General features: G+C 61.7%; 14 protein-coding genes and 1 tRNA gene. 4 read left to right on the top strand and 11 right to left on the bottom strand.

All coding sequences use genetic code 11. The features are described from left to right. The first annotated feature begins 238 nt into the window (after positions 1-238). Positions 239-616 carry a hypothetical protein gene (locus tag CT3_RS07905; RefSeq protein WP_066535275.1) on the top strand — a complete coding sequence of 126 codons (378 nt, stop codon included), beginning with the start codon at positions 239-241 and terminating at the stop codon, positions 614-616. Positions 617-732: 116 nt separating this feature from the next. On the opposite strand, the gene CT3_RS07900 is transcribed toward CT3_RS07905, so the two are convergent. Beyond that, on the bottom strand, positions 733-951 hold the full coding sequence (locus tag CT3_RS07900) for a DUF7661 family protein (protein ID WP_066535279.1): 219 nt from the start codon (positions 949-951) through the stop codon (positions 733-735). 340 nt (positions 952-1,291) lie between these two features. Here CT3_RS07900 and CT3_RS07895 point away from each other — a divergent pair, with 340 nt between their 5' ends. After that, on the top strand, positions 1,292-1,588 hold the full coding sequence (locus CT3_RS07895) for an H-NS histone family protein (protein ID WP_066535281.1): 297 nt from the start codon (positions 1,292-1,294) through the stop codon (positions 1,586-1,588). Between the two features lie 593 nt (positions 1,589-2,181). Continuing rightward, positions 2,182-2,739 carry a hypothetical protein gene (locus tag CT3_RS07890; RefSeq protein ID WP_141891732.1) on the top strand — a complete coding sequence of 186 codons (558 nt, stop codon included), beginning with the start codon at positions 2,182-2,184 and terminating at the stop codon, positions 2,737-2,739. 240 nt (positions 2,740-2,979) lie between these two features. Here the strand turns inward: CT3_RS07890 and CT3_RS07885 are convergent, their stop codons facing one another. Together CT3_RS07885 and CT3_RS07880 are read right to left on the bottom strand one after the other, a co-directional pair. Then, entirely contained in the window at positions 2,980-3,957 is a 978-nt protein-coding gene (locus CT3_RS07885; RefSeq protein ID WP_066535285.1) for a GGDEF domain-containing protein, read from the bottom strand. A gap of 236 nt (positions 3,958-4,193) precedes the next feature. Next, entirely contained in the window at positions 4,194-4,523 is a 330-nt protein-coding gene (locus tag CT3_RS07880; protein WP_066535288.1) for a hypothetical protein, read from the bottom strand. A gap of 143 nt (positions 4,524-4,666) precedes the next feature. On the opposite strand from CT3_RS07880, the gene CT3_RS07875 reads away from it, so the two are divergent. Continuing rightward, positions 4,667-4,882 (top strand): hypothetical protein, encoded by a 216-nt coding sequence (locus CT3_RS07875; protein ID WP_225608566.1) that lies wholly within the window; start codon positions 4,667-4,669, stop codon positions 4,880-4,882. A gap of 151 nt (positions 4,883-5,033) precedes the next feature. On the opposite strand, the gene CT3_RS07870 is transcribed toward CT3_RS07875, so the two are convergent. The 8 genes from CT3_RS07870 to CT3_RS07835 form a co-directional block, all read right to left on the bottom strand. Next, entirely contained in the window at positions 5,034-5,603 is a 570-nt protein-coding gene (locus CT3_RS07870; RefSeq protein ID WP_066535296.1) for a cysteine dioxygenase family protein, read from the bottom strand. A 207-nt stretch (positions 5,604-5,810) separates the two neighbouring features. After that, complete coding sequence (locus tag CT3_RS07865) at positions 5,811-7,202, bottom strand: hypothetical protein (RefSeq protein ID WP_127446191.1); 1,392 nt, start codon at positions 7,200-7,202, stop codon at positions 5,811-5,813. A 261-nt stretch (positions 7,203-7,463) separates the two neighbouring features. Beyond that, complete coding sequence (locus CT3_RS07860; protein ID WP_066535301.1) at positions 7,464-8,006, bottom strand: ferritin-like domain-containing protein; 543 nt, start codon at positions 8,004-8,006, stop codon at positions 7,464-7,466. A 597-nt stretch (positions 8,007-8,603) separates the two neighbouring features. Continuing rightward, entirely contained in the window at positions 8,604-8,963 is a 360-nt protein-coding gene (locus tag CT3_RS07855; RefSeq protein WP_066536158.1) for a bacteriocin, read from the bottom strand. Between the two features lie 328 nt (positions 8,964-9,291). After that, positions 9,292-9,368: transfer RNA gene (locus CT3_RS07850), tRNA-Met, on the bottom strand. 296 nt (positions 9,369-9,664) lie between these two features. After that, positions 9,665-10,948: a TRAP transporter large permease gene (locus CT3_RS07845; RefSeq protein WP_066535303.1), complete on the bottom strand. Its 1,284-nt coding sequence runs from the start codon at positions 10,946-10,948 to the stop codon at positions 9,665-9,667. A gap of 27 nt (positions 10,949-10,975) precedes the next feature. Further along, a complete protein-coding gene (locus CT3_RS07840; RefSeq protein WP_066535307.1) occupies positions 10,976-11,491 on the bottom strand; it encodes a TRAP transporter small permease in 516 nt (171 codons plus the stop codon). 197 nt (positions 11,492-11,688) lie between these two features. Further along, complete coding sequence (locus tag CT3_RS07835; RefSeq protein ID WP_066535310.1) at positions 11,689-12,675, bottom strand: TRAP transporter substrate-binding protein; 987 nt, start codon at positions 12,673-12,675, stop codon at positions 11,689-11,691. Positions 12,676-12,840: the final 165 nt, after the last annotated feature.

Here is a 12,840-nt window from a genome sequence, read left to right as displayed (position 1 = left end):
GTGTTCGCGCAGCCATCACAGCGGCCTGCAACGGGAAATTAGCGAACCACGCCTGACTGGGCTGCGCCCTCCCCGCTCGCCACCCAGGCTTGACTGAGTAACGACATATTGAGAATCGCGTTTGCAACGCTGAAGCAGACCTTCACTGCAAATAGCTCTGCCTCTTTTACAGTCGGTGAACTTCAGACCCCTTGCTGCTTTGCAGCTCGCCATAAACCCAATAGCTTCTGAAAAACAGATGAAGAAACTTCTCTTGCCTGCCTTGATTGCCATGGGCTTTACAAGCCCTGCCTGGGCCGACGCCGAAAAGGACATCGTGCAGGTCCTGGCCTCTTGCCTGGTGGAAAATGCACCAGGCAATTGGGATGAACTTTCTGTGCATTACGCCCGCAATGGAAAGGATGACAAAGGCCTCAATCAAGTGTCGGTGACCCACCGCGTGAGTGCCGGCGGTGTGACGAACAGGCTGGAGCCGTGCAGACCCCTGATTCCTGCGATGTTGGTCGAAAAACTCAGCGCCACCCTTCCTGAAAATGCACAGCAATGGAAGGCCGTCGACATCAAGATATTCAAAACCGGGCGGTTTAGCATCAACTGGGTACAGCCTGAAGGCTGAGCCCTGTACAGCTGCAGGCTGGCACCATTCGAAAACAGCGCCCCCCCATGCCTCCAATGGCGCGCAGACCGGCGCTGCAGATATGGGCGACTGGGGCGGCGGTGCGCAGGAGCGGCTTAGCGGATCTCGAAGATGTCCACATCCGACATCACCGCCTGCTCGTGGTAGATGTCGTAGAGGTACTGGGGCAGCTCGGCATGGCTGACCTCCGGCGGAATGGCCAGATCCACCGGGCCACGCTTTCCATCACCCCCGATGGCAAAACAGCGCCAGGCCGGGCCATGGCGCTCTATGGCCAGGATGTCGCCAAACACATTGAACCGGTACTTTTCCATGCTTGCTCCAAGTTGGGCACTGCATCCTAACGCCCTGTCGCCGCCCTCCGCCACATTGGCCCAAAACGGTAAAACGGTGTACAGCCCGTGGCGGCCCTGCCCCTGGATCTGTGCAGGCAACCCACACCTGATCAGCACGCAATATGAATGCGCTGTGGTAGAAAATGGCCACCATATAAATTGATTTACATTCCAGCAATCAAAAATATCTCCATACCATTGACAATCAATCAACGGGCACTGATTACCAGGTATTGGTACCCGGGGTAAAACCTTCGTAAACGCCATATCCGCAGTCCATCCACGGCCACTGCACCATCACACTGAAGGGATCTGCACCATGAGTACCTACCAAAGTCTGCTTCAACAGAAATCCGAACTGGACACCCTGATCGCCGAGGCCCAGCACCGTGAAAAGTCCCAGGCTGTGGCGCAGGCACGCGCGCTGGTCGACCAATATGGTCTGAATGTCGACGATGTGTTTGGCAAAAAGAACACTACGGGCGCCCGCACTGCAGGCGCGCGCGCGACGGTGGCGCCCAAGTACCGGGATCCGGCCACCGGCGCCACCTGGACTGGTCGTGGCCGGGAACCCGTCTGGATCAAGGGCAAAGACCGTGCCGCATATGCCATCTGAGTGAATGCGCACCCGCCCCAATGAGCCCGCTGCATGCGGGCTTTTTTATGCCGGTGCCGCGGGAAAAACCTGGGCCAATATGGTTTGGGGGAGATACAGAAAGACCGCCGCCTGCTGGCGGCCCGCACGCACCTTCTGGCGCGGGACAAGTCGGGTTATGCCGCAAGCCCGGCAGCCTGATGGATGAAGTGGCTGGTATTTATCCAGCAACCCATGGCTGCTCCTGCTCCCACCCGCATTGCTTTACCTGTGTGAAGGGTATGCGCCTTTTGTCCAGCGTGCATGCCATTCATCCGAGGGCGTGGGGCAATAGCAGGCAGCCGCTCCCATAATGAGAGCATCAAATCTCCCTCCTCTCACACGTGAATGAGAGGACTTCCCCCGGCATTGCTGGGGATTTTTTTGTGCCTGCCTTGCATGAGATATCCCCATTACCCATGCCAGTGGGGGCAGAAAGCCACTCCGTTGTGTCGCCAGAACATTCGGCCTGGGTGGCCTGCACTGGCATCTGGCCCGGTGATCCACGTCAAAAAGCGACTCCAGAAGCGCCGCACCGCTGAAATAGGATGACCGTTTTGGCTGAGATACCAGTAATGCGATTTTGTTTTTCGACGGCGGTGCGTTCAGTGGTGGTGATGGCAGCGGGTGCTGCCCTGGTGGCTGGCGCCGCAGAGCGCCAGCAGCGGCAGTCCGATCCCCAGAAGGTGGATGTGGCCACCATGCTGGCCTGCAGGTACGACGTGCCCACCTACAACGAATACGCCATGGCCCTGGGCACCGCGGGTGAAGGGGCTGCTGGAATGGGGCTGACACGGATTGCGGATGAATCCAACCCCTTCATGCACGAGTACGACCTGGCCGCACCGGTGGAGGTACTGGGCTACCGCACGCAGCGCGTGGCGCTGGCTTCCGGCGCGCTGATGGCGGTGCTGGACAACGTGAAGCCGCAGGAAGTGGCCCACAAGCTCGGCATCGAAGAAGCTCTGCGCGATGACAGCTTCAAATACATGGCCATGCGCGTGGCCCACCACACCCAGGAAAAAGTGGGCAGCAGCACCATCAACACGGTCATCAGCCATGAGGTGTCCACCGTGGTCACCCACCCCGGCAAGGTGCTGGTGGGCTGCAGCTACCGCGTGAACACCTTCTGAGCGCTTGAGCGCCGCTGCGTGCTGCATGCGCCACCCCGGCAACCGCTGGGGCGTTGCTGCACGCTGCATACACACGGCTACGGCTCCCTGGGCATGCCCGGCGAAGCCACGGCATGGAAAGCGGTGTCAGCAGCGGCGCTGGCACGCTGCCCTGGCCAACCCTGCTAGAGGGCTGGCGGGCTGGCGCGGCCGCAACCACCTCCGCCGCAAAGATCCCACGCGACGGAAGCTATTTGGCGTCTATTTGGCGTCCAGCGGACTGGGGGCCAGACTGGGGGCGCTGTGCATGGCCACGATGCGGTTTTTTCCGCTCTTCTTGGCGGCGTACAGCTGCTTGTCCACATCGTCCAGAAACGCCGAAGGCTCGACGTCTGCATCCGGAGTGATGGTCCCCGCACCAATGCTGACCGTCACATGCTCCCGGATCGGAGACTGCGCGTGCGGAATCGACCGCTTCTGGATCAGCCGCTGGCAGCGGTTGGCCACTTTCAGCGCCGTCGCGGCATCGGTGCGCGGCAGCAGGATGACGAACTCCTCCCCGCCATAGCGGGCCACCAGGTCATGGGGGCCGTCCACGGCCAGACTCAGGGTGCTGGCGATATCCACCAGGCATTTGTCCCCCTGGATATGCCCATACTCGTCGTTGTACTGCTTGAAGCAGTCGATGTCGAACAAGAGCACGGACAGCGGTGCGCCATCGCTGAGTGCCCGGTCCCATTCCATGGCAAAGCACGCATCGAACCGGCGCCGGTTGGCAATGCCGGTCAGCCCATCCTTGAACGAAAGCGCTTCCAGCTCACGCTGCAGGACCAGGAGCTTTTCCTCGGTTTTCTTGCGCTCGGTGATGTCGAACATGAACCCGACCAGGGCCTCGGGGCTGCCGTCCGGAAAGCGCATCACATGCACCACATCCCGGATCCAGACATAGCCGTTTTCGGCCGTCAGTGCCCGGTAATCCGCCTCATGGTCAATGCCGGCCTGGGATTGCGACACGCAGAAATTCACCACGTAATCCCGGTCATCCGGGTGCATGCGCATGACCCAGTCCTCTACCGTCTGCCAGCTGTCCTGGGGCCAGCCCAGCAAAGGCTCTATCTGGGGGCCTATATAGGCAAACTTCTTGGTCGCCCAGTCAATCTTCCACGGTATGGCCTTGGTGGATTCCAACAGTGTTTTGTAGACAGCATCACTCTGACCCCATGCGGAAACATCATTCATGCAGCACCTCCGGCCACCAACTTGTCACCCAGGCACCCACCAGACAGGCTGAACGTGATACCCGGGCAAGATTTGGGCGATTTCACTGAGCAAGAAATGATCCGCTGCAGCAATGTCAAAGAGTGTAATTGACGCTACGATAAATTTTTATTGACGATTTGATTCCAATTGTTTGGTGCTATCAAACAAGCAGAATCGCGCCGCAGCGCGTGGCGCCAGCCTGGTCAGGCCCGCTTTCAGGAACCCTGGCTTTTGGGCGTGTGGCGGCGGTCCTGCCGGCCATCCGCATCCCAGTACAGCGGCGCTATGCCCAGGGAGGTGCGCTGGCCATTCTTGTCCACCACATGGCAGTCGGCACCTTCCACCACCGATACCGGAATGCCGTGGAAAACCGCCTCCCACCCCGGAGGGGGACAGTAGCTTCCGACGGACATCACCGCCTTGCGGGCATCCGTCAACGCATTGAACGCTTTCTGAGTCAGTTCGAACCGTCGCGGCGATGCACCTGCATGGGCATCCCAGTGCTCGCGCAGCGCGGCGACCATTGCATCGTAGATGTTGGCCATGGCGTAAGTCTAAGGGAGTAGCCGGGTGCTGATTTATTTCTCCGAACGCCAATGCATGCGTATTTGGAAGCTCATAATCCGCATGGAAAAGAAAACGGAGATATATGGATTTCCTCGGAAACCAGCCCACTGAGCTGAGAAAAATGAAAAGCCAGCTCCTGGCGCAGGAAGCGCTGTTGTTCTCCGTCATCGAAACGCTGGAGCCGGTGCAACGCAGTGGCCTGCTGGAGCGGTTCGAACACCATGCAGAAGAAGCCAAAACCGAGCTGCTGAACTCCATGGCCACCGACGAGCTGTACGAACGCCTGCTGGAGCACCTCGACAGATATTCCAAGAATATCCAGCATATTCCCAAATAGATTCCGCCCAGCCGCATCCTCAGCCAGCCCGGCCCACGCCGCGCGGGCTTTGTTGTTTTTGGTGTGGGGGTCTTGCACACAGGAGTGAAGCCACCATGGTGCGGGCGCAGCTTCGGCAACGGACGGTGGCGGCGGTTGCCTAAGGCCCCGCTCAGCTTTCGTTGTGGACAACCTCGATCCGCTGCCGGGTGCGGGCCGCCACATCGTAGATGTTGAAGTTGCTCATGGTCCTGCCGTACAGGTGCAGGCTGACGGCACGGGAACGCTCTGCGGGCACGCCCGTCACATGGATGTGAGCCGGATTGGGCACAAAGCTGGTGACCGCACCATGCCGCAGCAGCACCGTGCCGCCGCGTGCCAGATCAATCCCGGCATTCGCCCCGCGATCCGGTGACAGCCGCACATAGCTGCGCTCTTCCAGCACGCCCTCGACCACGCCGACCACGCCCCAGCTGCCATGGTCGTGCACCGGGGTCCACTGGCCTGGAAGCCAGACAATGGCATACAGCGAGAGGCTGGCATCCGGCGCATCAAAGATGAGGTTGCGGGTGTAGCCCGCGGCATTGCTGCGGTAGTGCTGCGGCTCCAGAAAGGAGCCCGCCTGATCGATCAGGTCCAGCATCAGCGGTGCAAGGGCTAGCACGCAGTCGGCAGCATCCGGCTGCAGGCGACTGCGGCTGGTGGCCTGGGCGATGAACGCCGCAAGAGCGAGGGAGGTCATGGCGAAATTGTGTGGCGGGCGACTTCACGCGCCAAGCTTTTGGCGCCCAACGTAGAGGCGACAGGCCGACACGGCTGGACCGCCCTGGCATCACGCCCTACCGGGCCACGCCAGACGATGCAAAAAAGCCCACCGTGCAATGGCCAGGCAGGCTTCTTCGGGTTCCCTTTGGCGCTGCGCGCAGCAGGCACGCTGCGCCCGGCGGCTTCAGGCGTTGGGCTGCAGGATTTCCAGCTGGCTGCGGTTCACCGGGGTTTCTTGCTCTTCTTCCACCTTGAAGTTGACCAGCTTCTTCATGGTCTGCAGCAGGTTCTGCTCGGTGGTCCGCTGGGCATCGCTCACCCGGCCCTCCACCACGGAGACCGTGGTCCGCTTCTCGGTGCTGTCGTTCACGGTAAAGACATCGTAGTTCCCGGAACTCATGTCCAGCATGACGTCGCCGCGCGACTTCACGTACTGGGCCACCAGGCTCTCGCTTTGCTTTTGGTCGAGTTTCCAGGTATCGGCCTGGGCACTGGGCACCAAGGTCGTCTCCTGGCTGAGCAGGTAGGAGGCCGTGCCTGTTTCCACCACGGCCCCGAAGCGCCCCGTGCGCTCAAAGGCGCCGCTGAAGCTGGCGTTGAAGTCCGCCAGGCCGCTGAGCATCGGATCGATACGGCCCGACAGCGGGTTGCCAGACAATGCCGCAATCCGTGCGCCCGTGGCGCCCGTGGCGCTGTGCAACTGGCTGAATGCGTCCTTGAACAGCGTCACCAGACGGCTGTCTGCATGGCTGCGCTGCGCTGCGGCATCCACTTGGCGCAGCAGTTCGGTGATGGACGCTTGCCGCTGCTTGTCGTCCGTCCGTCCCAGCGGCATCTGTGCGTTCACATCCACGTCGACCTTGCCCAGCGCGCCGGCATAGGCAATCGCATTGCGGTCTGCGCCCAGGTGCAGGTCGAAGGAGGAAAGCAGCTCGCCCTCGCCCGGGTTCTTGACCGAAAGGTCCACGCTTTTGAGCACGTTCCGGTCGAAATTGGCCAGGTCCGCAATGTCCATGCGGGGCTGGTCGGCTTGCCCCAAGCCTTCCAGCGCCTTGTCAAAACCCTGCGCCAGCTGGGCCAGCGCCCGCTTTTCCGCACTGCTCAGCGAACCGGAAGCCTTGATCTCCACCTGCAAACCATTGCGGCCCAGAACGCCGCCCCGGTCCACCGCCAGGGTGAGCTCGACCGTCGTGCCCGAGCGCGTCTGGACCGTGAGGCTGGCCTTTGCCACCGTGCTGCTGAAACTGTCCAGCGCCGCCTGATCCAGCTCTTTCGCAGATCCGGCGCCCATGCCCGCGGCGTCGTAGTTCACCAGCGTCTGCCGGTAGGCCGTGCCGGTGGCCGCAAACTGGCTGAGCACGGCACTGCCAAGCCCGCGCCACTGCGCTGCCAGGCCGTCGGACTGGCGGCGCGCACTGTTGCGGACCATGATGGCGCTCACATCGTCCTGTACCGGGTTGGACCATGCCTGCCGGTTCTGGGACAGGGAGGCCGACTTGGCATAGGTGACGTCCGAGGCGACGCGCGTATCCACGCTCACCACGGTAGAGCGCGCCGGTGTGGTGCTAACGGCCACGCTTTTCACTGCCGCAGTGCTGGGCGAAACCGTCACACCCTGGTTGACGTCCCCCGCCAACACGCCGGTTCGGATTGCAGAAATAGTGCTCACAGCCAGTTTCGCTCCTTGCTACAGGCTGCAACCATGCGGCCTCTCTGCCTGTTATCGGCAGCCTGGAGCGATTCTGAAGGCCTTGCGCACAAAAATCACCCGATCCGCGCCCGTCGGCACAGACGGGTGAGCCACCGCAGCACGGTGGACGTGATCGCCTGGCGCGGCTTATCGGGCCTTTTTCATCCAGTCCGACAGTTCGTCGGCATGCTCCTGCTCCTGCTCCAGAATCTGTTCGATCATGCGGCGCGTGGTGTGGTCCTTGTCGCCGATCAAGTCGACCATCTGGGTATAGGCCTCAATGGCCACGCGCTCGGCCACCAGGTTGGCGCGGATCATGGCGTGCAGATCCAGATCCGCGTTGTAATCGGCATGGCTGCGCCGGGTCAGGGTGTCGGGGTCCAGGTTGGGCTCGCCACCCAGTTGCACGATGCGTGTGGCAATGCGGTCGGCGTGGGCCTGCTCCTCATTGGCGTGCACCAGAAATTCCTCGGCTATGGCGGGAGACTCCAGGCCCGAAGCCGTGAAATGGTGGCGCTTGTAACGCAGGATGCACACCCATTCCGTGGCCAGCGCATCGTTCAGCAACTTGATGATGTCTTCACGGTAGGGACTGAAGTCCGGCACCACCGCGCCTTTGTCCAGGCTGCGCTTGGCAGCATTCAGGCGCTTTTGATCCAGGGCCAACTTGGTCGTTTTTGCTTCCGTCATCGTGGGTTCCTTTATGGGCACCTGCTGTGGGCAGGTGTCTGGTGTCTGCACACCGTGTGCGAGACCTCCCCAACATAGGCCGCCCAGCGCCCCCTGTCTGTGAGACAAGCCCCCACATGCATTTCTACACAATTCAGAAGCAGGCAACTGGCCTACACACCCTCCTGCGGTGTCCATCCACACTGATCCGATACAGGAGTGACACATGACACCTCAACCCAAAGCCCCCCAGGGCACCCCCGCGGAAACCACGATCAACACCACACGCAAGCAGCAGCCTTCCGACCCGGGAGCCGCCGCCAAGCTGCCGCATGAGCGCGACCAGTCGGTGGACATGACGGATGGCAAAGCGCCCCCCGGAAATGAAGCAGGCACATCAGGATCTGAAGCGCGGCCTCAAGGATGCGGATGCCCGCGGTGCGGACGGAAAGCCGCTGGGAAGCAAGATTCCCACCAGATAACCCCTAGCCCTAGCCCTGGACCAGGACCGCTCTAGTTGCCGGGATGTCTGGTTGACTGGCTACATGGCTGGCAACGCATCGGATGTCTGCAGCCCGTTCCGGCCTAATGCCCCGTGGACAGCCCGCCGCAAAGGGCTCACTTCGGGCCCTGCCGGGTCTCTGAGTCGGCGTCTGCCTGGGCCTGATCGGGCTTGACCGCCGCGCCCGCAGCCGATCCTCCCAGGGCCCCGGCCACCGCACCGACGGCACTGCCCACCACCACCCCGACCGGCCCACCCACGGCAGCGCCCGTTGCCGCGCCCGCGGCCACTCCGGCAATCACCCCGCCGCCGACCCAGGAGGACTTGGTTTCCCGCGCAGCCTCCTCCGGCGTCAGGCCCACCTGGGCCGCGTCCTCGGGGTCTTGCGAAGGAACGCCGTGCCCGGGTTGCGCCTGCTCGCGCAGATCGGGGTCGGTCGGCGTGTGTGCGAAGTGGTCTGCTTTGTTGGTGTTCATCTGCCTCTCCTTGGAAACATGTGCCAGGGCACCAATGCCCTGGCTGCCTCCAGTCTTCAGCGGATGCCACGCAATGGCCATCGTCTGCCCCAGCGTGCTGCCGTCAGGCAAGGGCTTGTTTAACTTTCCATACAAAAAAGCCCCGGCGGTGCAGGCCGGGGCTTCGCAAGCTTCGAAATTAGCGCCAGGGGCAAAGCAGTGTTCCAACGGCTTCACCGGTTCCCAGCACCATGTATCCTGCCACTGCGGTGTGACAATTTCATGGCAGAGTTGCCATGCAGTGCAGAAAAACAAAAGCCCCGGTCATTGCTGACCAGGGCTTTGTCTTTGGTTGCGAAGGCTGGATTTGAACCAACGACCTTCGGGTTATGAGCCCGACGAGCTACCAGACTGCTCCACCTCGCGGTATTTCGCGTCGGGGACCAACTCCTACTTCGTGGAGTCAATCATTTCCCGACAGACGTATAGTACCACAGGAAATAAAAGAAAAAATCTTCATTCCCAAAATAAATAAAGCCCCCGAACGACATCGCGGGCTTTATTACGTGGAGGAAGTTCGCCCTCTTAGGCTGGCTCCCCTCCGCCTTGATGGCCTCTGACAGGCCCAGCAAATCGCCGGTTAACTGCCCCGAGGCAGGATGTGCGCTGCAGGCAGCACATCCGCTGCACCAAACGGTGCTGCAGCGCAGTTTTCACGGCGCTCAGAAGCCCAGTGCATGCGGCAGCCAGGTGGACAGTGCGGGAATGAAGGTCAGTAGCATCAGCACTACAAACTGCGCCAGCAGGAACAGCGGCAGTTCCTTGTTCAGCTCGCTCAGCGTGGTCTTGGTGGCCACACAGGTCACAAACAGCAGGCCACCGACCGGTGGCGTGATCATGCCCAGCGTCAGATTGACCACCACCACCATCGCAAACTGGATGGGATCAATGCCCAGGGCATTGGCAATGGGCGCCAGGATAGGCACCAGAATCATGATGCCCGGCAGCGGCTCCATGAAGATGCCGAACAGCAGCAGCAGCACATTCACCGCAATCAGGAACATGATGGGCGACAGCTCCCAGCTGATGATCAGCTCGGACAGGTACTGTGGAATGCCCTCCACCGTCAGAATCCAGGCGAATGGCTGGGACGCCGCCATCACCAGCAGCACCGAAGCGGTGAGCAGCGCCGAGCGCGAGGTCAGCGCCGGAATGGCATCCCAGCGCAGCGTGCGGTAGACCCACTTGCCGCAGACGAAGGCATAGACCACGGCCACCACCGAAGCTTCGGTGGGGGTGAAGATGCCAAAACGAATGCCCACGATGATAAGCACCACCAGGCCCAGAGCCGGCAGCGCCTTGATGGTGTTGACCAGCATTTCGCGGCCCGAGGGGCGTGCATCGGTGGAGCGGTAGTCGCGCTTCTTGCTGACATACCAGTTCACCACGCACAGCGCGGCAGCGATCAACAGGCCGGGAATGAAGCCGGCAATGAACAGCCCGCCCACCGACACGTTCTCATCCTGCAGCGCGTAAATGATCATGCTGATCGACGGCGGGATGATGGGCCCCATGATGGCGGCGTTGGCCGACAGGGCTGCCGCATAAGGGCGGTCGTAGCCGGCCTTTTGCATCATCTTGACCATCATCGCGCCAGGACCGGCCGCATCGGCCAGGGCCGAGCCGGAGATGCCCGAGAACAGCATGGACGAGCCCACATTGGCATAGCCCAGACCGCCACGCAGATGGCCGACAAACTGCGCAGCAAAGCGCAGCAGCACATGGGTGAGCGCGCCGCCGGACATCAGCTCGGCCGCGAAGATGAAGAACGGCACCGCCATCAGCGGAAAGCTGTCGATGCCGGTGAACATTTCCTTGAACACCACCAGTTGGGGGTACTTGCCGCCCACGAAGATGGCGACAGCGGAAGAAATGGCGAGTGCAAAGGCGACGGGCACGCCCAGGACCATCAGCAGCACGATACAAACAAACAGGGTCAAAGCCATGGTGTGTTTTCTTTCTCTCAGCCCTGTTTACAGCGAGCCGGCGGCTTCGCCGTCGATCTCGTTGGATTCCTTGTAGGAACCGTCGGCGATATAGCCGCGTGCAATGAACAGCAGATGCACCAGCATCAGCACAAAGCCTACCGGCATGGCGGCGTAGACAAAGGAAATCGGAATGTCCGTGGCCGCCGTGCTTTGAAAGCGCGTGCGCCAGACATAGTCGCTGGACGAGATGGTCATGAAGATGAAGAACAGCGCCAGGCAGAGCAGCACCAGCGCGCGCAGCAACTGTGCCGTGCGTGTGCTGACCGAGCGGTGCAGATTGTCGATGGCCACATGGCCACCAAAACGCAGCGCCAGGCCTGCGCCCAGGAACGCCACCCAGATCATCATGTGGCGGGCTACTTCTTCGGCCCAGACAATGGAGTCACCCGTGGTGTAGCGCAGCACCACGTTGGAGAAAATGATGATGGCCATGGCCAGCAACAAAAAGATCAGTACCCAGCGGTTGATTGCCACCAGGCCTTTTTCGATGCGATCGAGCATATGCAGTCACGACGAACCGGCCAGCTGCCTGCGCTGCCCGCCCGGTCCCATCGTTCCGTAAGGAGTCCAACACTGCCGGAGGATCAGGACCATTCCTGCCCCGCGGCGCTGCACACACAGCCCACAACGCATGCAGCCCGCGGCCCTCTTTCCAGAGGACGCAGGCCTGCAGTGCAGTCGCAAACTGCGCGTGCTACTTACTTCACGTTCGCGATGGTGTCCAGCGTCTTTTGACCGAACTTCTTGGCGTACTGCTGGTAGGCAGGCTCCAGGGCGGTGCGGAAAGCAGCCTGGTCCACCTTGTCGACGACCTGCATGCCATGGCTCTTGGCCTCTTCCACACCCTTTTTCTCCACAGCGTCCACAAAGGCGCGGGAGGCTGCAGCACCGGACTTCGCTCCTTGGGTAAAGGCGGCTTTTTCCGCATCGCTCAGGCCGCCCCAGAAGCTGGGCGACATGATGAATACGACCGGTGCGTACACGTGAGCCGTCAGTGTAAGGTGCTTTTGCACCTCCCACAGCTTGGTGGAGGCCAGCACCGAGATCGGGTTCTCCTGGCCGTCGATGGTGCCTTGCTGCAGCGCGCTGATCACTTCAGGCCAGCTCATGGGCGTAGGCGATGCACCCAGGGTGCGGAAAGCGGTGATGTGCACCGGGTTCTCCGTCACGCGGATCTTCAGGCCCTTCATGTCCGCCACGCTCTTGACGGCGTGCTTGTTGTTGGTCAGATGGCGGAAGCCCTGCTCACCCCAGGCCAGCGCCACCAGGCCGCGCTGCTGGAACTTGGCCAGCAGGTCCTGGCCGAACTTGCCGTCCAGCACCGCACGGGCATGGGCCGTGTCACGGAACAGGAAGGGAATGTCCACCACGCCCACTTCGTTGACGAAGTTGCTCAAGGCGCCGGTGGAGACGATGGCCGCCTCCACGGTGCCCAGCTGCAGGCCTTCGATCAGCTCACGCTCGCCACCCAGGGCGCTGGCGGGGAACTGCTTGAAGCTGAACTTGCCGCCCAGCGACTTCTCGATGGCCTGCGACCAGCCATTGGCGCCGGCGCCATAGTGCGAGGTTTGCGGCAGGGCGTAACCCAGCTTCACTTCCTTGCCTGCAGCCATGACGGCCCCGGCAGACAGCGCGAGGGCGGTACCCGCGCAGGTGGCGATAAAGGAACGGCGGAACATGCTCATGGGGGGAATCCTTGTATGTCTCCAGATACGAAGCGGCAAATTCTAGACAGCGCCCGCTGCACCCGCGATGGCGTCTTGCCTGGGGCCGGCCTCCAAACGCGGGCCTCATGCCACCCGTCGGAAATTCTGCAGAGCGGCTCCGCCCGCGCCTCCTGCCGCCACGCT

The organism is Comamonas terrigena NBRC 13299, assembly GCF_006740045.1.
Lineage (GTDB): Bacteria > Pseudomonadota > Gammaproteobacteria > Burkholderiales > Burkholderiaceae_C > Comamonas > Comamonas terrigena.
This window is presented reverse-complemented; position numbering and strand designations above follow the sequence as displayed.